Here is a 21545-nt window from a genome sequence, read left to right as displayed (position 1 = left end):
CTACTTACTCGTTGGTCACCGCGATGACTTCTTCCAGTGAAGTCTGGCCTGCCTTGACTTTGACCAGACCGGACTCGCGCAAGTCTCGCACGCCTTCGCGTTTGGCCTGGGCAGCAATATCCATAGCTGTGCCCTGAGTGAGAATGATGCGTTGTATTTCTTCACTGATGGGCATAACTTGGTAAATGCCCACGCGACCTTTGTAACCGTTGTTACAGGCTGAGCAACCGATTGCTTTATATGGTTTCCAGCGGCCGTCGAGGTCTTCTTCCTTGAACCCGGCGCGGAGCATGGCTTCGCGTGGATAGTCGGCCGGGGCCTTGCAGTTTTCGCACAATCGGCGGGCCAGACGCTGGGCCGTGATCAGGATGACGCTGGAAGCGATGTTGAAGGGGGCCACGCCCATGTTCATCATCCGCGTCAGCGTGGTGGGGGCGTCGTTGGTGTGCAGCGTCGACATCACCATGTGGCCGGTCTGGGCGGCCTTGATCGCGATGTCGGCCGTTTCCAGGTCACGGATTTCACCCACCATGATCACGTCAGGATCCTGACGCAGGAAGGCTTTGAGCGCCGTGGCGAAGTTCATGCCCGCCCGGTCGTTGACGTTGACCTGGTTGATGCCGGGCAAGTTGATTTCGGCCGGGTCTTCGACGGTCGAGATGTTCACACCTGGCTGATTCAGGATGTTCAGGCAGGTGTAGAGCGACACCGTCTTGCCCGAGCCGGTAGGGCCTGTGACCAGCACCATGCCATAGGGCCGCTGGATGCACTTCATCAGGCGCTCTTTTTCCTCGGGCTCGTAACCCAGGGCCTCGATGCCCAGTTTGGCGCTGGACGGGTCGAGAATACGGATCACGATTTTCTCGCCGAACAGCGTGGGCAAGGTGCTGACCCGGAAATCGATGGCCTTGTTGCCGAATTTCAGTTTCATGCGGCCGTCTTGCGGCACGCGCTTTTCGGCGATATCGAGTTTGGAAATGACCTTGATACGCGAGGCCAGTTTGTCCTTGATGGCCACCGGCGGTTGGGTGATTTCGCGCAATTCGCCGTCAACACGGAAGCGTACGCGGTAGTTGTATTCGTAGGGCTCGAAGTGCAGGTCGGACGCGCGGGCGTTGATGGCGTCGATCAGCATCTTCTGCAGGAAGCGCACAACGGGGGCGTCTTCGACATCGGTGGCGCCGGCGTCTGCCTCGGGTGTCTGGGTGCTGGTGTCGTCGGTGACGTCGAATTCAAAATCGGACGAGGCCAGGGCGCCAAGTTGCTCTTCCGTGGTGGCGGTGATGCCTTCCAGCAGCTTGCTGAGCTTGTCCTGCTCCACGATGACCCACTCTGGCGTGAGTTGGGTGGCGAACTTGATGCGCTCGATGGCTTCCTGGTCGGTGGGGTCTGCACCGGCAACGAACAGGCGGTTGCCGCGTTTGGACAACACCAGCACCTGGTATTGGGCTGACAGCTTGTTGTCGATGATGCCCTTGGGCAGCCGCTGAACGTCCACCGCAGCCAGGTCCATCACGGGCACGGCCAGCGCCTTGGACAGCGTTTGAGCCAGATCGTCAGGGCTGATGGCGCCGCTGTTGACCAGCATGGTCACAAAGCTGCGTTTTTGCTCGCGCGCGGCGCGGGTGATGGATTCTGCTGCCTTGGCGTCCAGCTTGCCGGCATTGACCAGCACGCGGGCTACGCCAGACAGGGATCCAGGTGCTTCAGCCAGTGTCGGATCAGCCATGTAAATTCACTGCAGGAATGGCAATTCTTGAATATCAAAGGTAAATCATTACCTATTCAAGCGAGCCTGTAAACCGTATTAATGCCCGGTTAAGGGCGCAAATTCGGGGTTGAAAAGGGCTTTAGTGGGCAGATTGAATCTTGACCATGCCCGCATAGAGCCCACCTTGTGCCATGAGTTCCGCGTGGGTGCCTTGCTCGGCCACCTTGCCTTCCGCCATCACGTAAATGCAATCGGCGTTGCGGATGGTGCTCAGGCGGTGCGCGATCAGGATCAGGGTCTTGCTGCCGCGCAGGTCTTCGATGGAGCGCTGCACCACGGCTTCGGATTCGGAGTCCAGTGCGGAGGTAGCCTCGTCAAAAATCCAGACGGCGGCATCCCGATACAGGGCTCGGGCGATGGCCAGGCGCTGGCGCTGGCCGCCGGAGAGCTTGCTGCCATTGGTGCCGATGTCGGCGTCCATGCCGCCGGGCATGGTCTGAACGTGGGTCCACAGGTTGGCGGCGCGCAGGCAACGCTCGACCTTGTCGCGGTCCACGCCGTTGGGGCTGGCGTAGGCGATGTTTTCGGCAATCGAACCTTCGAACAGTACGATGTCCTGCGAGACCACGGCGAAGTGGCGGCGCAGGCTGGCCAGCTTCAGGGTGTCGATGGGGGTGTCGTCCAGTGTGATGTCGCCCGAGTTGGGGTAGGCAAAGCGCAGCAGGGTGCTGACCACCGTGCTCTTGCCGGCACCTGAGGAGCCCACCAGTGCAATGGTTTGCCCAGCCTGGATGTCGAGGTTGAGCCCGTCGAGAGCCGGGTGGTTGGCACCTTCGTATTGCAGGCGGACGTTGTGGAAGGCGATGTGGCCTTTGCAGGTGGGGAGGGTGGCGGTGCCGTTGTCGGGCTCGGGGGGCGCGTCGGCCAGCTCAAACGCACCCTTGAGTGTGACCAGTGCGCCGCTGATGGGGGTGTAGATGTCCGTCAGATGGCGCATTGGTGAAATGGTCATCAGCAAGGCTGTGATGAAGGATACGAATTCACCGATGGATGCGGCGCCTTTGCTGGCTTGCCAAATTGCCAGCGTCAGGATGATGGAGACACCAATAGCTGCCAGAACCTGTGTAATGGGTGTGACCAACGCGCTTGTGGCCACCTGTTTCATCGTCATTCGACGGTAATGTGTCGCTGCGGCCACAAAGCGATCTTGCTCGAAATCCATGGCATCGAATGTTCTAACTACGCGCCAGGCTCGAGCGTTGTCATCAACGGTGTTGACCAATCGCTGTCCGGCTTGATATTGCGCCAAGCTGACTTGATCCAAGCGCTTGCGAATGCGCTTGACGCTCACTGCGAGCAGTGGCATGGATATGAAGGCAAGCAGTGTCAGCTGACTATTGACGTACAGCAGATAGGCCACAAGAAAGATCAGAGTCGAAGCATCTCTGACAATTGAAATCAGCGAACTGCTCATCGCGGCCGATGCTGCGTGCGGGTCGCTAATGACTTTGCTGACTGCAACACCTGGGCTGATGGTAGTAAAGAGCTTGGAGTCTGCGCGTAACAACGCGTGCATCAAATCCCGCCGCAGGTTGAGCACAACAAGTGAGGTCGCCGAATTCATGGCGAAGGTGCCCGCGAAGTTGAAGGTGCCTCGAATCACGAAGAGCCCAATGACGACCAACGGGATAACCCACAGGGGGTACTTGAGGCCTTCCTTGAAGCCTGAATCGATGAGCTTCTTGAACAACGCGGGAACAACAGGCTCCACGGCCGAGCTGAGCAGGAAGAACGCAACAGCCAGTGTCAGCATGCGCCATTGGGGGCGCACATAGCTCAGCAGTCGATTGCGGGTGTCAGTGAAATCCATGGCGTTGATTGGTAATGCACCTGGCGCAACTCGTGTGCCAAGCGCGGGATTGTGACACCCTCTGCTGTAGAGACTCAGTGAGGTTGAGGAAGGAGAACCTGCTGTAAAGCGACCTGAACCTGCTCGACTGTCGGTGTTTGCCCTTTGCCGCCAAGGCTGGCTACAGGGCCCGAACCTACGAGGCCGGCGAGACCAGGCTCATGGTCGCAATAGATGCCGACGGTGGGGCGACCATGCGCGGCTGCCAGGTGGCTCATGCCAGTATCAAGGCCCACCACCACCTGAGCTTGTGCAAGGGTGTCGGCTGCTTGCTGTACGGTCAGGAACGGTGGCACGGCGCCCTGAACCTCGCTGGCAATGCTTTGCGCCAACTGGAGCTCTTCCGGGCTTCCCCACATGATGGCGACGTTCCAGCCTCGCGCTTTCAATTGCCGCCCGATCTGAACCCAGTTGCCCATAGGCCAAAGCTTCTCTGGGCGACTGGCGCAGGGGATCAATACAGCAAAGGGCCCGGGGCCCGGCGTCCAGGCCTCGGGGGCGGCCTTGAGCCCGAAGTCGGGCTGGGACGTGGGCAAGGGGTAGCCGAGTACCTGTGCGGCAAGTTGGCGGCAGCGATCGACGGCATGCTGTCCGCGAGAAACGTGTGCCTTGCGTGTGTAGAAGAGTGACGCCACGGGCTCGCGAATGCTGTGCCAGTCATAACCTGCGCGCGGGCCTCGAGCGAAGCAGGCAAAGGCAGCACTTTTGAGCAGCCCTTGCATATCGATGATCAGGTCGTATTGGTCACGGCCCATGTCGTTTCGCCATGCGCGCAGGGCAGACCGCGTTTCCGGTGAGCGCAGGGATTTGCGCCATTTGCGCCATTGCAGCGTGATGACGCGCCGGACCGCCCGATGTTGGCTGGGCATGGCTGCGAAGCCACGCTCCACCAGCCAGTCGATCTCGATGCCGGGTATGGCTTTGGCCATGTCGCTGACAGCTGGCAGCGCATGAACCACATCACCCATGGAGCTGGTCTTGACGATCAGGACCCGCATCAGCCTTTGGCCTTGGCCTGTTCCGCCACCAACGCCGGATTGAAGCGTGGGTCGTTGTACATCTTGAACTGGCGATACACCTTGAAATAGGCTCGACCGGCCTGGGTGTCCGTGATCAGTGCATCCAGGCAGGATGCCAGGTCCTGCCGCTGTTGCAGTAGCTTGTCGAGCTTGACCTGACTGCTGCTGCGGTGCGCGTCGTCCACGTCCGTGCGCGTGGTCTGGGCGCGCATGGCGTGGATCTTGAGCGCCATGATGGACATGCGGTCGATGATGCTGCCGGCGGTTTCGCTGTTCAGTTGGGCGTTGGCTGGAACCTTGGAAACGGGTGCGTCGGTCTGAGCGGATGCCGCATCAACCAAGCCGAGTTCGGTCAGCAGGATTTCGTCGACCCGTTCGGTGGCGTCGTTGCGGGCCTGGTTGTACTTGTCGATTGCACGCTTGTTCAGCGCAATCTCACTGTCGCTCACCGTCGTGCGGCGGGCTAAGTCCTCTTCGGCCCACAAGCTGCTGTTGAAGAAGTGATTGGTGCCGATCCAGTGCCACAGGAGGGATGACCGGTCGCTTGACGTCGTAGCCACGGGCGTGGCGACGGGAGGCCCCCCGGCTTCGTTCAGCGTGGTGTCGTGAAGGCGGCTGACTTGCTCACCCAGGTTGCTCAGCATGCTCATGGGGCACGGTCCTTGGTATCGAGTGATGGCGAAAGCTGTGCATTATCGGGGTGCAACGGCCATCGACGCGGATCTGTGGGTGCACCTTGTTCCGCTGGTGCGAACGGGGGCTTCAAGCTACGGTGACTTAGTTGACGACGTCCTGACGACAAAATATTGTGTTGATGAACGTATCGGCGTGGACGGTGTAACCCATGGCGCACACCTTTTCAATTAGCGGTGTTTTTTTCGAACCAAAACCATGTTCGCGAAATGTTGCTGTTTCGAGGCAAATGATCTTTGGCAATTGAGGCTGCTTGAATGCCTTCAAGCTTTCAATAACCATTTCATCGAGCCCCTCTAAGTCACACGTCAGAATATCAGGGAAGGTGTCGCCTGCATGTTGATGCACCAAGTCCACCAAGGTGACGGTGGGGATTTTGATGACTTGGCTGATTCTGATGCTGCTTTCACGTTCCAGGCGGCGCGCCTCGGCTTCGGAAAACGTGCTCATCGTTGGTGCGGTCATGATATAGAAGTCAAGAGCCTCATTGCCTGGAGTGTCGGTGATCCCGATATTCAGGTTGACGTCTCGCTTTCGCTTTTGAAAGAAGTCAGGCATTAAGTTTGGATTTGCTTCCACATTGATGCCTCTGCAACCTCGCTGATAAAAGATGTACGTGTTGTTCAGGTAGCTTGGGTGGTGAGCACCCAGGTCTAGGTATGAGGGGAACTGAATGCCTATAGCGTTTAAAACGAAATCTATGATCAGATCCTCCCCGCATTGAGCGTAGCTCTTCTTCGCTCGTTTCCCAGCAAGCACGCCTCGCCGTTCATACTTGTATAAAGCGCTTCTGATGTTGTTCATGCGAATCGACCTGCTTTGGTTTTCAGTAAGTGTTGATCAGAATTTAATCTAGCGAATTTGGTTGGGGGTGGCGTCAGGGTTCAATATCTTGGTCAGTCTGAAATCAAGTTTCCCATTTGCAGAGCACCTGTACATCGGTTCTTCATCTAGGATGCGGAAGTGCGAGCGTTCGAGAATGTTTGGGAATTGTGCTAGCAGCGTGTTGAATCGATTTTTTTCGTCAGCAGGGAAAGTATCTGCCAGATATTTAACTTGTTTTTGAGTGAGGACGGCATCTGCGGTTTCCCCTTGAGAATATTTTTCGAGCACATCACTAGATGTCAATGCAATGAGATCCACAAATCGATGATTGATTGCGGCGTAAGATATGATGCCGAGGTCTGATGATGCAATGTAATCAGTTTGCGGGATGTGCGTGTGAATGAATTCGCCAAGATGCCTTCTGCAAACTTGATGTCTGGCGAGTTCCGTCATGTTCTTCCAATTGAATGCGTAGCCCTTCGCAGATTGGGCCAGCATGAGCGTGGCAACTATTGCAAGTGTTATCGAACTTGCTTTTTTGCTCAATGTCAATTGAAATTGACTGACGCAAACGGCGGTGTATACATAAAAAATTGGTAACAGGTGCACCGAATAACGCGACCAATCCGACTTTGGGCCCAAGATCACAGATAAAGCGCTTAGTAGCATGTAGGAGATAATTGGCAGATGAGATCTGCCTATCAGTCCTAATGTGCCGATCATTAAAGGAATTGCTCCCATCGATCGCCAGTTTTTTAGTAACTCGCCTGGGGCTGCTTGATAATAGGTGGCGATTTCTTTCATTTTGAAGGCATGAGAAATCCACACCCCATAATAGGCATGCTTGATTGCGTAGAATCCACCAAATGCAAATATGACAGTGATCAACGGCAGGTAGGATGAAAGGGGCTTTTTCTGACGAAGCAACTGAAATCCATAGGGCGCAATCAGGAGAATGCCTTCGAATCGAGTAAATGCTGCCGCCGCGATGGTGAGTGCGGTGACCAGCGAATTCGCTTCGCTGAGGATTAGATAAATAGATACCAGTACGAGGGCTGCCCAAGGCATTGTCTCCATGCCGCTGAGTGCCCATCCAGAAAGGAAGCCGTTTAGGCCACATGCCGCAGAAACAATGATGGATGAAGCCTCGTTTGCTTTAAGGTGTTTTGCGGTTTTGTAAACGTAGAGGCAAATAACTGCTAGCGAAATTAGTCCAAGAAGTCCACCCACGAATTCGAGATTCTTGATACCCAATAGCCAGAAAATGGAAAGTGCAATGGTGTACAAAAACGAAGAGGCGGCGTCTGTTCTCTCTCCTGCATTGAACGTCAGGCCGTGGCCCTCCGCCAAGTTAATGGCATATCTGTATGTGATGTAGGAGTCGTCGTATTGATTGGAGAAAAAGTGCATTGTCGGCCAATACGTCGCAATAATGACAATGACAGCAAAGAGCGGCGCTGCGAAGCGTATATGGAATTTCATGATGGGGGCGGCTTACGCGTCGCGCTTTGTTTTTCGTAGGGTGTAGATGCCGCAACCATAATGGAGTTGGGGTGTGGCCGAAGGCGTGACGCATTTTTGCAAGCTGCCTTGATCGTCGACATAGTGATAGTCGATCAGTTGAAAGTCTTCCTTCCCCCATTCAAGAATTTCAGTTGGATCAAAAACCCTGTGAGCATTGAAGTGTGTGCCGCTGGAACCTATGGGAAAGCTGATATAGAGAATGCCACCATCCTTCAGCATGCGGGTGAGATTTCGGAAGCCTTTTCTGTGTCCGTCTGGATCGATAGGGTCACCATATCTGCCCAAGCCGAAATGCTCTAGTGCATGGAGGCAACTCAAAGAATCACAGTAATCAGATGGTGCGCCGTTGTCGGACATCAGATCACCCTGGATAAATTTGATCCGAGGGTGCGCTGTTGGGTTCAATGGGCGAATATCAAATACTTCGATTTCTCTGAAGGCGGCGACATGTGCAACAAAGCCGTCTATGCGACTTCCAACATCCACATGCTTTTGCGGATGCGCTTGGTTTATCTTGGTTGCCACCAACAGATCTTGGTGAAAATAATGCCCAGACGCTGATCCAGCCTGATCTGACAGGTCCTGTAGCATGGGGCGATCCAGCGCAATGCTCCCTCCTGCAGCCAGGAACGCCTGCCTGTCCTGGAGATAGCGTTTTGCCGATAGAAATGTTCTCTTTTTAACAGGCTTTTGTACGAGTGCCAGTCGCAGTGCGCTTAGCTGGAGAAGGGCGGATTTCATCATGTTCATGGTGTTCAGACTTTATGCCATGTAGGGGGGGCAACATCGCAGTCGTTGAATTCGGCGCTTGTGAACCACTTTGCGGGCGCAAAGTTCAAACCCTGTTGTTTACTTAACCAGGCACCCCACCAACTGAAGCTGCTGTTGGCTATGACGTGGTGTCGGCATAGGCTCATCAGCCACAGATCTTCACGAGCGCTTGATTGTCTTGCATCCACGATGGTGTAAGACTCAACTTCGGCAGGGATGTTGGCTGCCAGCCAGTCCGGGTCATCCGAGAACAGGAAAAAATGCGGTGAGTCGTGAACCTGCTTTCTCAATGACTGGATGGCGTGTGTGTAGTAGTCCACGCTGCATACGCCATGAAAGGCAGCCACCTTGGGGTCGCTGACGTAGTCTCCGCGCCGAAAGTGCACGCTGGCTGATTGCGGTGCGCTTGCGATTTGATCTGCAATGCGCTGAATGTAGGGAGAGACGGGCGCGCGAAGTGTCAGTTCGGTGAGGAGTGTTGGGCGAATATGCCCGAAATACTTTTCAGTCTGCCAGTAGCCTGCCAGTCGACAGCCGGGCGCTGTCTTTTGCATGATGCCTGCGTCGTGGTTTGAAATTGATTCCTTGATCGCGATGCAACGATCCAGTTGCCGGCGACTGAGTGTGTCAATCGACGCCTGAATATTGAAATCGCTCAGCCCAAGTTCGCGTGGGGTCTGACCGCCCTTGATCTGGAGAATGCGAGTGTCGAGGACCAGATCGCAATGGTGCTGTAGTGCTACGGCACGTCCAAAGGCATACTGGAACAATTGATTGCCCAAGCCTCCTGCAAGACTGGACACCACAACATGGCGTGGTCGAAGTAGATGGCTAAGTCGCATGGTGATACGGAGTTTTATCGAGCGCGCTTGACTCTGGCCGAGATGGCTCTCAGTTGGCTTTGCATCCTCGGAAACTGTGCGAAGCGCCGAATCTCTCGAGCGATTTTTCGATCTAGCTGGATGTCGGTAGCCTGCAGGCTTCGAATGAGTTCGGAGGGGTTCGGGAAAAGCTCCCCTATCGAGCGTTGGTACATGGTTCTGAACAGTGCAGCGTTGCACTCGGGCGAATACAGTGCCAGCCTCACACCTTCGTAGAACATGCGCGCGATCCACAAGTGAACAGTGCGCTGCAGCCGTGGGCTGCATTGTGTCGGCGACATTCGACGAAGCGCTTCAGCTGGCGAGGCCGCGATGTCCAGACACAGTTTGGCTGACCGTTGTTTGCTCAGGCTGTGCGGCGTTGATCTGTATTTGATGATGGGCTCAGGCAGATAGTAGAGGCTGTTCGCACAGCTGACGATATAGGGTGTTGTTGGGACATCATCAATGACCAGAGCCTGGTCGAATAGCGGGGCGTTGGATTGCGTCAATACGGATCTGCTTATCAGCCTGCCCCATAGTGCCCATGCACGGTCTGCCAGCGTGGCACAAAGGAGTTCCTCTTTGTCGTCGAGGAGCTCCCGTGGCCGGTGGCTCTTGCTATTAGAGCGTGTGAGCGGTGTGGGGCTATCGGGATGCCAATAGTCGAAGTCAAACTCCACGATGTCTGGTTGCAGTTGGGTCAACACCTCGCGGGCATCTTGAATGGTGGAGGCAACCACCTCATCATCGCCATCTAGGAAGAGGACGTAACTGCAGTTCGCCAGACCAAGCGCATTGTTTCGGCTGGCGCAAACACCTTGGTTGGTTTGCGCAATCAGGCGTGCAGTCGGCAGACTCCTTTCAAGCCAGTCTTTGCAGCGGGAGATAGTGTCGTCTGGGCTGCCATCATCCACGATGATGAGTTCATCGCCTGGCTGCATGGCTGACCGAATGCTGTCGAGCATTCCGGTGATGTAAGGCGCCATTCGATAGGTCGCAACCAGGAAGGATATGCTGTCGGCGGCACGTGTTGCTGCTTCCGAATTTCCTGATTGGTCTGTTGCTTGCATCTGTATGGCTGGTGCTTGTTGTCTCTTCGCTGGGATCAATGCAATTGCATAGATCCCGACGCGTTGTCGATTACGCCCTGAGTTTGCGCAGGGCCTTGCTGGCGACGATGATGTCGTGTCCTTTCAGGCTTGCGGGATGAAAAGGTTTGTGTATTGCATCCGCAAGTGCTTGAAGTTGGCCATAAACGACTTCGCTCACTTCACCGTTGTCTCTTCGATTCATTACGATCGCTTTGCTTTTTTCCCACTCTGCACGAGCTTCAGGTGAATACGACGACGAAGTAATGACGGTGTTGGACCCGTCTTCCTTGATGTAATAGTCGCCCACCAGTACCCCTGAATCTTCAAAATCTGATCGATGTTGCATGCAGATCTTGAGCAGGAAGTCGTAGTCCTCATATTTTGCAAGTGCCTCGTCAAAAGTAGGGTGAGGCGGTGAGATCAAGGCTCTGTCGAACACATAGCTATGAATCGGGCAGCAATTGTCTACAAGCAAATCCGCCAGGGTACGTGCGCCCCAGCCTTTGGATTTGCTCCTTACGATCGTGATGTCCTCGTGCACGAAAGCACGTTTGAGCGCTATGTCACCGAAGGAAATGGCGCTGCGGCTGGATGTCAGCCTCTGAATCAAGCGTGTGTAGGCGTCAGGGTAGATGCAATCGTCATAATCAAGAAAAGCGATGTACCGCCCACTCGCTTCAGCCATGCCGACGTTCAACAAAAGGGATCGACTGTCTTTTCCCGGCGCAACGGTCGGGTTCAGGATGGTCAGGAGCCTTCCTTGTTGTCGGTCAATCTGCGCGGCGTAGCTTTCAATTTGCTTGAAGGTGTCCAGTGCAGAGGTTTGACAGGCTACGATGACTTGGATATCTGGGTAGCTGCTGTTATAGATGGAGAACATGCAGCGCTTGAGTTCAGGCAACTTCCGATCATCGTGAAACCTGATGATCACTGACAAGCGAGTCTGGGCATAAGTGGTGAGCTGTTGCATGAACTACCACCTGTTCAGCGCATACTGATTTTCGAACTTGAAGCTTGCAATCTCCGGGCTTCTCTGAGCGTCAAATGCATCACCTGTTTTGCGCTTCGTGGGGCCTTGCCATTTGCTTGCCAACAGGCTGGCACATTGCGCTTTGTCAATTGCGCACGCCATTTCAAGGCGACTCTCTGAGCCAGGCGACTGGAAATAAAGTGCCGTTGGGCAGGTTTTCGTCTTGAAGCCCATGGATCTTGCTCGCCACGAGTAATCAATGTCCGCCCCAAGGTGATGAAAGTCTTCATCGAAGCCGCCGATCGTCTGGTAGATCTGGGCAGGGATCAGCAGGCATGTCATCGACACCCAGTCTGTGTCAAGGGTTTGAGGGTTGAAGTACTTGGGCAACTCGTCTGGAAAGAGAACCGCTTCAATGAGCGCGCCATCGTTGGCGGCGATGGACATCTGCACCAAATTCTTGATGGCGCCAGGTTCTGGCAGGCCATCTGCACTCATGCTGATGTAGTGAGTAAAGCCGGTTGCTGCGGCCTCTTTCAACAGAAAGTTCTCTGCCGTGGATCTTTTCGTGTTGTCAGGTATCTGTACGCATCGCATCTGAAACGGGGCGGGAGAGAGTTGCTCGTCAAGCCAATCTCCGGTCCTCGTGCTGGCGATATAGATGACCCCTTGCGAGTTGGCGCTTAGCGCCAGGCATGCCTGCCTGATGGCCTGCAAGCTGGCGTGAATCTGAGCCGGGGATGCGCTTTGCGCCAGCAGACCAATGGCAATTTGAGCTGCCGTCGTTGGATTGGGGGGGGAGAGAACGTTCTGTAGTTCTTGAACCTGTATCTCCAGATGCGGGATGCCGCATTTCTGACGCTTGCGTGCTTCAAGCCTTCGTCGGTTCCACGTCTTGAGCTGTTTGATGATCATGCTTTTGTCTGCCACGTATAGGGGAGAGGCAATCTGAACTTACTTGACAAGAAGCCTGAGCCACAAGCGTGCATCAGCGAGGGTCCAGCCGGCACCGATTATTCGCTTTTTCAACGCGAGGCGAGCCTGCGTTTTGTCTCCCGCCGAGATCAACCTTTTGATGAAGAGCCTGGCTTCAACACTGGTGAACAGCCCAACGGGGGCAGATTGGACAAATTGTTCGATTTCTGTCTTACGCAATATGAGCGCCATGTTGGACAGCCCATGAAAACCGAAGCTGGAGGGTGAGACGCGCTCTCGTTCGAATGCGAACTGATTGGCCATGGGTTCCTCCGCGAATTGGATACCCCAGCGTCGCTCCAGCAATTCGCGATAGGTCCTGGCGATGCAAACGTCCTCAGGATGGTGAGGAACAATCTCGTCGTTCGCCAGCGCGTCCAGCAGCTTGCGTGATCGCAGCGAGAACCCGCCATTACCTACACGATGCTGATCTTTGAATTGGGGCCACACAGCGCCGATGTAGTCCATCTTCAGGAAGTCATCGCGCCACATGCCGGGGTCGATCACGTAGCCGTCCCACTGCACGATCAACATGTGCGGGGTGTGCAGATAGGGCCCCATGCCTTTGAGCAGGAAGTGCGAGTAGGCTTCGATCGAGTTGATGTCGCTCAGTTCTATGACCCGTACATTGCCGGGCACGTCCACCAACCCATGGTTGGGGCAGGTGAAGAGCACGGCGTCACCGAACTCGACCTTGCCCATGCAGATGTTCATGGCATCCAGGGCCAATCGGGGCAGGCGTGTATCAACGCAGCACAGTGTGACGCCGGGTAGTTTCAGCATGTTGATGCGCCCGTTTCGTAAAGGGCCTGGTATTGGGCGGCAGCACGAGGCCACGTGTAGCGCAGAGCCTGCTGACGCACGCGATCAGCCCGCGCCGGATCTTGCTGATGTGCAAGCAGCCAGGCCTCGGTGATCTGGCGCATGCTGCGAGGCTCGAAGTCCTGCCAGTACGCGGCGGCGTCACTGCAAACTTCAGGCAGGCTGGTGCGCCGTGCCACGATCACCGGCTTGCCAAAGAACATCGCTTCGATGGGCGGCAGGCCAAAGCCTTCTTGCAGCGATGGGAAGAGGAAGGCCAGGCAGTGTGCGTACAGCCATGTTTTCTGGGCTTCGCTGACGTCGGTGCAGAAGTGGACGTTGCGCAGCCCGAGCGCCTGCACGCGGGCGCGATGGGCCTGAACTTCCGGGCTGTCAGGGCCGGCGAGGACCAGCATTTGTTCAGGCCACGCGGCCGCCATGTCGATCAGGGCGCCGACATTCTTGGACGCAGACATGCGGCTGATGTGCAGCAGGAAGGCCTTGCCTTGGAGTGCCACGATGGGGTCTTGAGAAGCCGTGGTCAGGTCTGCGGCACCGTTGTGGATGACAGTGGCTGGCGGCGCCCATGGCAGGTGCCTTGCCAGGTCGTCGGCCGCGTATTGGCTGATGGCAACGAGCTGATGCGCGCGCCGCAGGTGCCGAGTCAGGCGCATGTTCTGCCACCACAGGCTCAAACCCTTCTTGGCGTAGACATGGTTGAGGTCATGCACCGTGATGATGTTGCGGCGGCTGTTGACCGGTGGGCGAAAGCGCATGTGCTGATGCAGCCCATGCCAGACGTCCAGGTCAACCGGGAAACGATGGCGCAGCCGCATGCCGTCATGCAGGTCGTGGTACTGAACCTCGTGCCCGAACATGCCATGCCATTGTTTGGGCATGATGAAATGAAAGTGCCAGTTGCGCTCGGCCTTCAGCGTGCCAGCCTGCTGTGCATACTGCATGGCCAGTTGGCGAGAGAACTCAGCCAGCCCTTCGTTGAAGTGCTTGATGTGGCCGAATTGCAGCGCGATGTGGCGGGGCGCAAGCGTCATGGTTGCCGCGCCTGGTTGATCGCCTGAAGTGCATCCTGCAAGGCAGGCCACCCCTGATCGGGCCTCAGCACGGTGACCTTGTTACCCTGCACCCACCACATTGGCGCCGCATCAGGGCCCAGCACGCTGACGACGCGGCCACCAGCTGCGGCGGCCAGGTGACCCGGGCCGGTGTCGTTGGACACGGTGCAAGCGGCTTGCTGGCTCAGTGCGGCGTAGGTGCCCAGGTCCACGCCTGTGAGGATCTGTGCGGCCGGGTAGTCAGCCTGGGCTTGGGCCTCTTCGCCTGGGCCGGGGCAGAGCACCACCTGATGGCCTTGGCCTGTCAGCTGGCGTGCCAGTTCCGGGAACGCAGGCCAGAGCTTCTTGCCTGTGGTGTCGGCCGCACCCGAGAACGGGCACAGGATGATGAAGCCTGGTTGCAGACCGTGTGCTTGCATCAGCTGCGCGGCCTTGGCCTGATGCGCCGCAGAGGGCTTGAGCCCCAGATGGCGTGGGCGTGCCTGTCGGACGCCTGCAAAGTGGCTGCCGATGCGCCAGTAGTTGTCGGCCGCATGCAAGCCCGGCTCGTAGGGCACGCCGTGGCCCAGCAGCAGGCTGCGACCTTCCTTCTGGTAGCCAATGGGTTTGAGGCCAGCCAGGCGGGCTTCCAGTGCGCTGGAAAAGGAGCTGGTGAACAGCACCATATTGGGCCTGCGCGTGAAGGCCGGGTGCTGCTTGCTCAGTTGCTGTCGCAGGACTTTGAGCTGCTGGATGGCTTCGCTGCGCTTGGCGGGGCGGACATGCACAGCCCAGCCATGGCCTTCAAACAGGTTGATCGCCCAGCGCTTGCCGATCAGATGCAGCTCATAGCCTTGTTCGGCCAGCATGGTCAACGTAGGCAGCGACAGCACGGCTTCGCCAACCCAGTTGCACAACCTGATGATCAGGGGCCCCTTGCTGCTCATGCGTCCACCTTCTGCATGACGTCCGCAAGTGATGGCCATTGGTGGTTCGGGCCTTGGGCCATGCGGTTTTGCGGGCCCCATGGGCGCCATTGCTCTGGCTTGGTCGGGCCCAGCACGCTCAGCACGGTAGTACCCACGGCTGCTGCCATGTGGGCCGGGCCGGTGTCATTGGAGATGACGAGGCTGGCCCGTTTGAGGAGCCCCAGGTAGACATCCAGAGCAACGCCAGGCAGGCAGATGGCATCGGGGTGGTCCTGCAGCGCGATGTCTTCTTCGCCGGGGCCGGGGCAGGTGACGATCTGGCGATCCTTGCGTGCGGCGAGTTGGTGCGTGAACGCTGCGAACTCGGGCCAGCGCTTGTCTTTGCCATCCACATCGCCGGCCGCATATGGCACGATGCAGGTGAAGCCGGGCTGGATGCCATGCGCAGCGAGCAGTTCATCGGCCTTGCCTTGTGCCTGTTGCGCGACTTGCAGCTCGATCTGAGCGGGTGGTGGCAGGTCTGTGCCGACGAGCCTGCAGGCCAGCTCCCAGAAGCCCTCCAGTGCGTGTGCGGGTGGGCTGGGGTGCCGGGCTTGCCACGCTTCTTTGAGCAAGAGGCTGCGCCCATCACGCGCAAAGCCTGCCGGCTTCAGGCCCGCCATGCGTGGCTCGAAGGCGCTGGAAAACGAGTTGGGCATGAGCAGCGTGTTGACGCGGCTGTTGAAGCCGGGGTCCAGTTGCATGCAATGTTGCTTGAGTTCGCGCAGTTGCGTGATGCGGCTACTCAACTTGCCTGCACGCGGTGTGACGTGCCAGCCTTGTTCGCCAAGATGGCCGCCGAGCAGCGCTTTGGCCCAACCCTTGCCATACAGGTGCAAGTCATAGCCATGCACTTGCAGCAACTGCAGCGCGGGCAGGCCCAGAACCACGTCACCGACCATATTGCACAGCCGAACGACCAATGGGCGACGCAGCGATGGTGTGGGCATGGGCATCTTGCGAATTCTGCCAGCGAGCAGGCAATAAAAAACCCCGCAAAGCGAGCTGTGCGGGGTTCGGAATTTTGGTGGCCTGGGGCGGAATCGAACCACCGACACGCGGATTTTCAATCCGCTGCTCTACCAACTGAGCTACCAGGCCATCTCTTCACATCAAACTGCGTTGCAGTGATCAGCGAAGACTCTCAGTATACATCAATTTGCAGCTGCTTTTTTGCTGCGACCCAAATCAACGCCAAGTTGTTTGAGCTTGCGATACAGGTGGGTGCGCTCCAGGCCGGTCTTTTCAGCCACGCGGGTCATGCTGCCGCCTTCACGAGCCAGGTGGAACTCGAAGTAGGCGCGTTCGAAGTCATCACGGGCTTCACGCAAGGGGCGGTCCAGCTCGAAGCTTTGTTCGTGCGAGGGGCCGCTGGGTACATGGCCGTTCATGGCGGGTGTCGGTTGCACGGCGCTGTAGGCCACCGGGCTGGTGTGGTGGTGCGTGTCACCGCCAACGAGTTCGCTGCGAACAGGCGAGACCACGCTGTTGATGCCGGCGTACGACGAGGCCGCCGTGATGGGCGTGACAGTGGCCAGGTGCACGGGTGGCGTTGGCGTGGCAGCGCGGGGGGCGGGTTTGGTCAGGCCCTGTTCAACGGCACGCAGCAGCTTCTGCATGGTGATGGGCTTTTCTAGGAAGGACTGTGCACCGAACTTGGTGGCTTCAACAGCCGTGTCGATCGTGCCGTGGCCCGACATCATGATCACGGGCATGGTCAGCTGCCCGCTGGCAGACCACTCTTTGAGCAAGGTGACGCCATCCACATCGGGCATCCAGATGTCGAGCAAGACCAGATCGGGCTTGCACTGTTCACGCAGGATGCGTGCTTTGGCGGCGCTTTCAGCGACTTCGACGGAGTGTCCTTCGTCGCTCAGGATTTCTGACAGCAGGGCACGGATGCCCAGTTCGTCGTCAACAACAAGAATGGTGGCCATGAATTTGTTTGACCCCTTAGATGGGAACTATGACTAGTGTGACCCAGCTTGGGTGGTTTTAGATGACAGCTTTGAAAATGATAACGAAACTTGGGCCCCTCTCACAGTATGGACCTGTGAGGGATACCCTAGTTCGGGCACGTTTTTGGGTATCGAATCGTTGCTGTCACCGAGATTGCGCAGCCGAACCAGGGCGCCGTGTTCATCGGCGATCTTTTTGACGACCGCCAATCCGAGTCCTGTGCCTTTGGCTTTGGTGGTCAGATAGGGCTCGAAAGCGCGTTTGAGGATCTTGTCTGGAAAGCCTGGGCCGTTGTCGCGCACGAGCAGCCGCACCGCGCGGATGCTGCCGTCTTCCTTGCGGGGGGCATCGGTGCGGATCAGCACGCGAGGCGGTTCATCAGGTGATGGGTGTTCGCTGGTCGCATCCAGTGCGTTTTGCACCAGGTTGTGGATCACCTGGCGCAGCAGCGTGGCATCGCCCAGGATCTCGGGCAGGCCTTCACCGAGCTCGACCTGCAGCGTGCCATGTTCCAGTGCATGGCCATACAGGGCCATCACATCGTGCACCAGTTCGTTGATGTCGATGGGCACCAGCTTGGCCGTGGGCAGGCGGGCGAAGTCGCGGAACTCGTTGATCAGGGTCTTGAGTGCCTGCACCTGCGTGACGATGGTGTTGACCGATCGGGCCAGCAACTGGCGCGCAACGGGGTCTTCGAGCTTGTCCTCCAGCTTCATCTGCATGCGCTCGGCCGACAGCTGGATGGGGGTGAGCGGGTTCTTGATCTCGTGCGCGACGCGGCGAGCCACTTCGCTCCAGGCTTCGGCGCGCTGCGCGGAGACGATCTCGGTGAGGTCATCGAACACGATGAGGCGTTCGTTGGGCGGCAGCTCGGCCCCGCGCACCAGCAGGGTCAAGGGCTCGGGGTTGGAGGGCAGGCTGAGCTCGTAGGACTCCTGCCATTGCTGGCGCTCGCCGGGTGTGGGGTCGGTGGCATAGAGTTCGAAGCGCTGGCGGATGTTCTCGGCAAAGGGCTCCAGGCCGGCGACGTCGGACAGGTAGCGGCCTTTGTAGACCGACAAGGGCAGACGCAGGATGCGGGTGGCCCCCGGGTTGACCATGTCGATGCGGCCCGTGGCGTCGAACACGATCACCCCGGCCGTGAGGTTGTCCAGGATGGTCTGCAGGTGGGCGCGTGCGCTGTCGAGTTCCTGCACGCTGCGGTCAACGAGGGTGCGGGCATCGGCCAGTTGCTGGGTCATGGCCGCGAACGAGCGCGTCAGGCCGCCGAGTTCATCGGTCGATGTGAAGATGGCTTTGGGGCGCAGGTCGCCGCGCGCGACCTCGCCCACGCCTTCGGCCAGCAGCAGCAGCGGGCGAGCCAGTTGTTGACCGAGGATGGCCGCCAGCAGGAAGGCGCCGAATACCGCGAGGATGAGTGCCAGCGTGAGCGTGCCGATGTACATGCGCTTGAGGCCCACGCGGCCCAAGGAGCGTTGCTGGTATTCGCGGTAAGCGGTCTGCACGTCCAGCGCGTTGCGCACCAGTTCGGGCTGCAGCTTTTGCGTGACCATCAGGTAGCGCCCGCGTGCCAGCAGGCTGAAACTGTGATCGGGCATCCAGGCCAGGGCCACGACGCGTGCCACGCTGGGCGGTGCGCCATCTCGGGGCCGCTCGGCCTTGTCCTCGGTGCGGTCGTCCAGCCCCTCGACCAGGGCCATCACGCCTTTGCTGCGGGCCTCCTGTCGCCAGCTGTTGGGCAAGCGTTCGGCCGCCAGGATGCGTGTGCCGTCGCCACCGGCGGTCATCTCGACCTGGCCGTTTTCGCTGAGCACGGTCACCACCTGCGCGCCCAGTTGTTCGCGCAGGCGCTCCAGCTCCAGCACCCCGGTGGCGGGTGCGGGGCCGACCAGGCTGGTGGTGGTCTGCGGGGCGCTCATGCGTTCGGCGGCCAGCCGGGTCTTGTTGCCCAGGTCGGTGGTGAGGTTGTCCAGCGTGCTGCGGCCGAGGTTGAGGCCGGCCTCCAGCGCGCCTTCAACCCGCACGTCGAACCAGGTCTCGATGCTGCGCGAGACGAACTGGTAGGAGACGGTGTAGATCAGCAAGCCAGGCAACAGGCTGACCAGGCCGAAGATGCCGGCCAGTTTGAGCAGCAGCTTGCTGCCGAACTTGCGGGCACGCAGGCGCAGGGCCAGCCGCGCCACCGCAATCAGGATGACGAGGATGAGGATGGCGGCCAGGGCCACATTGGCCCACAGCAGCCATTGGTAGTGTGGCTCGTAGCGTTCGCTGTTCTGCGTGGCAAAGGCCAGCAGGAAGGACATGATCAGGCCGGCGCCGCCCATGGCGGCCGAGGCCACGATCCAGGCCCAGCGGTTGGCTTTGATGGTGCTCATGCCTGTGTGGGGGCTGATGGCTCAGCGTGCGGGCCCGACGGCCACGCGGCGGCGCACATCCATGTTCCAGGTCGACAGGCCGCCCAGGCCGATCTGCAGTGGGCGCGGCAATTCATCGGTGTCCAGGCGAAAGCGGAAGTCCACATAGTGGTCCTGGTCGCTGGAGGCGGGGATGGGGTCGGCGATGCGCCAGCTGTCGGTGCTGCGCAAGGCGCCCAGCGCTTCGGGCAGGGTGTTGTAGTGGCGGCTGAGGCCTTCCAGGCTGAGCCGCCAGCGGCGGGTCAGGGGCTGGTAGGCCAGACGCCAGCGGCGCGTGGCCGAGCCAATCAGTTCGTCGGTCCAGTACCAGCGGCTGCGAAAGACCTCGGCCTCGGCCACGAAGACCACGGCCACGCCTTTGATCAGGGCTTGCTCCAGGTCACGAGGCAGATCGAAGCGGACGCTGTAACTCAGCAGGGTGCCCTCGTCGCTGCGCTGGACGGTGAGCTTGTCCAGCTCCAGGCTGCGGTGCCCCGGGGTGTCGGCGTGCGCGAGCCGCCCTGCCGGCGCCAGTGTGGCAGCGAGCAAGGCTGAGGCACTGCGGGCAAGCAGTTCTCGGCGGCGCATCAAGGACATCACGCACCTTGGGTTGTTTTGGACAGCAGGGCGTAGAAAAAGCCATCACCACGGTTGTGCCGGGCGGGGTCAAGGTATTCGACCACAGGCAGCAGGTGGCCGGGCGAGGGGCAGGCCTGGGCGTCCGTGTTGCGTTGCAAAAACGCGTCGATGCGGTCCTGGCCCTCTGTTTTGAAGACGGAGCAGGTGCAGTACAGCAGGTGGCCACCTGGCTTGAGCAGGGGCCACAGGGCCTGGAGGATGGCGTCCTGGGTTTGGGCCAGGGCGGCGATGTCGGATTCGCGGCGCAGCCAGCGCACGTCGGGGTGGCGGCGCACGATGCCGGAGGCGCTGCAGGGCGCGTCCAGCAAGATGGCGTCGAAGGGCTTGCCGTCCCACCAGGCGGGCTGGCTGGCGTCGGCGGCCAGGGTGGTGGCTTTCAGCCCCAGGCGGGACAGGGTCTCGTTGACGCGGGTCAGGCGCTGCGGGTCGGCGTCCAGGGCGGTCACGTCCAGGTCGGCCAATTCCAGCAGGTGTGCAGTTTTGCCCCCTGGTGCGGCGCAGGCGTCCAGCACGCGGGCGCCTGCGGGCAAGGGATGGCCGCCCGCATGGATCAGCAGGGGGGCGGCGATCTGCGCGGCGGCGTCTTGCACGGACACGTCACCCTGCTCAAAGCCGGGCAGCTTGCCAACGGGCACGCCGTGCGGCAGGGCGATCGGGTCAGGCTGGTTGACGGGCGGCTGCTCGGCTGACAAGTCTGATTCGGGCAGCAAACCTGCCTCGACCAGGCGTTGGCGGTAGGCGGCCACCGTGCCATGGCGCTGGTTGGCGCGCAGGGTCATGGGGGGCTGCTCCTGGTTGGCCATCAGGATGGCTTGCCAGTGTTCGGGCCAGTCTTTCTTGAGCCGGTTGATCCACCAGGCCGGGTGGTTGAAACGGGCGACCGGGTCTTGCTCAACGGTGGCCAGCAACTCGGCGCGTTCACGCAGGAAGCGGCGCAGCACGGCATTGACCAGGCCGCTGGCGGGCTTGGCGCGGCGTTTGGCCGCTTCCACGGCCTGGTCGACCAGGGTGTGTTCGTTGTACTCGCTGCCGCAGGCCAGGGCCAGGGCGCTCAGCAGCAGGGCGTCGACCCAGGCCTGAGGCGCCTTGGGTACCAGTTTTTGCCGCAGGGCTTGGGCCATGCCCAGGCGCCGCAGCACGGCGAAGGACAGGGCCTGTACGCCGGGGCGCTCTTGCGGGCGGCGCTCGGCCAGTACATCGGTCAGCGAATGGCCCTGGCGCACGGCGGCCACGGCGTCGGCACAGCCGCTCAGCAACTGCCACAGGGGCAAGCTGCCAGGCGGGGGGGATGACGCTTGATCAGAGGGTGAAGAGGGCGGGCGAGAAGGGCGGGCTGGACGACTCATGGCGCGCAGTCTATGCGTTGCCGTGGTGTCCAGCCC

Annotated in this window: 19 protein-coding genes and 1 tRNA gene; all 20 read right to left on the bottom strand. The window is 59.1% G+C overall.

Annotation, left to right across the window (positions count from 1 at the left end):
* Positions 1 to 4 precede the first annotated feature (4 nt).
* The 20 genes from pilB to rsmB all read right to left on the bottom strand — a co-directional run bounded on the left by pilB (position 5) and on the right by rsmB (position 21509).
* Positions 5 to 1729 carry a type IV-A pilus assembly ATPase PilB gene (gene pilB, locus HY019_RS12730; protein ID WP_290692635.1) on the bottom strand — a complete coding sequence of 575 codons (1725 nt, stop codon included), beginning with the start codon at positions 1727 to 1729 and terminating at the stop codon, positions 5 to 7.
* 121 nt (positions 1730 to 1850) lie between these two features.
* On the bottom strand, positions 1851 to 3581 hold the full coding sequence (locus HY019_RS12725; protein ID WP_290692633.1) for an ABC transporter transmembrane domain-containing protein: 1731 nt from the start codon (positions 3579 to 3581) through the stop codon (positions 1851 to 1853).
* A 74-nt stretch (positions 3582 to 3655) separates the two neighbouring features.
* Entirely contained in the window at positions 3656 to 4618 is a 963-nt protein-coding gene (waaC, locus tag HY019_RS12720) for a lipopolysaccharide heptosyltransferase I (RefSeq protein WP_290692631.1), read from the bottom strand.
* On the bottom strand, positions 4618 to 5289 hold the full coding sequence (locus tag HY019_RS12715) for a DUF4254 domain-containing protein (protein WP_290692629.1): 672 nt from the start codon (positions 5287 to 5289) through the stop codon (positions 4618 to 4620). Before HY019_RS12715 ends, waaC begins: the two co-directional genes overlap by 1 nt.
* Positions 5290 to 5416: 127 nt before the next feature.
* Positions 5417 to 6136, bottom strand: a complete 720-nt coding sequence (locus tag HY019_RS12710) for an FkbM family methyltransferase (RefSeq protein WP_290692627.1) — start codon at positions 6134 to 6136, stop codon at positions 5417 to 5419.
* A gap of 48 nt (positions 6137 to 6184) precedes the next feature.
* Complete coding sequence (locus tag HY019_RS12705; protein WP_290692625.1) at positions 6185 to 7639, bottom strand: hypothetical protein; 1455 nt, start codon at positions 7637 to 7639, stop codon at positions 6185 to 6187.
* A 12-nt stretch (positions 7640 to 7651) separates the two neighbouring features.
* Entirely contained in the window at positions 7652 to 8431 is a 780-nt protein-coding gene (locus HY019_RS12700; RefSeq protein WP_290692623.1) for a DUF268 domain-containing protein, read from the bottom strand.
* A 5-nt stretch (positions 8432 to 8436) separates the two neighbouring features.
* Positions 8437 to 9234, bottom strand: a complete 798-nt coding sequence (locus HY019_RS12695; protein WP_290692621.1) for an alpha-1,2-fucosyltransferase — start codon at positions 9232 to 9234, stop codon at positions 8437 to 8439.
* Between the two features lie 74 nt (positions 9235 to 9308).
* Positions 9309 to 10385 (bottom strand): glycosyltransferase, encoded by a 1077-nt coding sequence (locus HY019_RS12690; protein ID WP_290692619.1) that lies wholly within the window; start codon positions 10383 to 10385, stop codon positions 9309 to 9311.
* Between the two features lie 70 nt (positions 10386 to 10455).
* Complete coding sequence (locus HY019_RS12685; RefSeq protein WP_290692617.1) at positions 10456 to 11376, bottom strand: glycosyltransferase family A protein; 921 nt, start codon at positions 11374 to 11376, stop codon at positions 10456 to 10458.
* Between the two features lie 3 nt (positions 11377 to 11379).
* A complete protein-coding gene (locus tag HY019_RS12680) occupies positions 11380 to 12291 on the bottom strand; it encodes a hypothetical protein (RefSeq protein ID WP_290692615.1) in 912 nt (303 codons plus the stop codon).
* A gap of 39 nt (positions 12292 to 12330) precedes the next feature.
* Positions 12331 to 13134 (bottom strand): DUF5672 family protein, encoded by an 804-nt coding sequence (locus tag HY019_RS12675; RefSeq protein ID WP_290692613.1) that lies wholly within the window; start codon positions 13132 to 13134, stop codon positions 12331 to 12333.
* Complete coding sequence (locus HY019_RS12670) at positions 13128 to 14204, bottom strand: glycosyltransferase family 1 protein (protein WP_290692611.1); 1077 nt, start codon at positions 14202 to 14204, stop codon at positions 13128 to 13130. The genes HY019_RS12675 and HY019_RS12670 overlap by 7 nt, the downstream gene beginning before the upstream one ends.
* A complete protein-coding gene (locus tag HY019_RS12665) occupies positions 14201 to 15151 on the bottom strand; it encodes a glycosyltransferase family 9 protein (protein ID WP_290692609.1) in 951 nt (316 codons plus the stop codon). Before HY019_RS12665 ends, HY019_RS12670 begins: the two co-directional genes overlap by 4 nt.
* A complete protein-coding gene (locus tag HY019_RS12660) occupies positions 15148 to 16122 on the bottom strand; it encodes a glycosyltransferase family 9 protein (RefSeq protein ID WP_290692607.1) in 975 nt (324 codons plus the stop codon). The genes HY019_RS12665 and HY019_RS12660 overlap by 4 nt, the downstream gene beginning before the upstream one ends.
* Positions 16123 to 16197: 75 nt before the next feature.
* Positions 16198 to 16273 (bottom strand) — tRNA-Phe (locus HY019_RS12655).
* Positions 16274 to 16326: 53 nt separating this feature from the next.
* The gene (locus HY019_RS12650; RefSeq protein WP_290692605.1) at positions 16327 to 17109 is read right to left on the bottom strand and encodes a response regulator; all 783 of its coding nucleotides are present in this window, start codon (positions 17107 to 17109) and stop codon (positions 16327 to 16329) included.
* A 33-nt stretch (positions 17110 to 17142) separates the two neighbouring features.
* The gene (locus HY019_RS12645; RefSeq protein ID WP_290692603.1) at positions 17143 to 19506 is read right to left on the bottom strand and encodes an ATP-binding protein; all 2364 of its coding nucleotides are present in this window, start codon (positions 19504 to 19506) and stop codon (positions 17143 to 17145) included.
* A 21-nt stretch (positions 19507 to 19527) separates the two neighbouring features.
* Entirely contained in the window at positions 19528 to 20121 is a 594-nt protein-coding gene (locus HY019_RS12640) for a DUF4390 domain-containing protein (protein ID WP_290692601.1), read from the bottom strand.
* The gene (rsmB, locus tag HY019_RS12635) at positions 20121 to 21509 is read right to left on the bottom strand and encodes a 16S rRNA (cytosine(967)-C(5))-methyltransferase RsmB (protein WP_290692599.1); all 1389 of its coding nucleotides are present in this window, start codon (positions 21507 to 21509) and stop codon (positions 20121 to 20123) included. The genes HY019_RS12640 and rsmB overlap by 1 nt, the downstream gene beginning before the upstream one ends.
* Between the last annotated feature and the right edge of the window lie 36 nt (positions 21510 to 21545).

Origin of the sequence: Aquabacterium sp. (assembly GCF_016195855.1) — a bacterium.
Lineage (GTDB): Bacteria > Pseudomonadota > Gammaproteobacteria > Burkholderiales > Burkholderiaceae_C > Aquabacterium.
The sequence above is the reverse complement of the archived record's forward strand: the minus strand, read 5'-3'. Positions and strand labels throughout refer to the sequence as shown.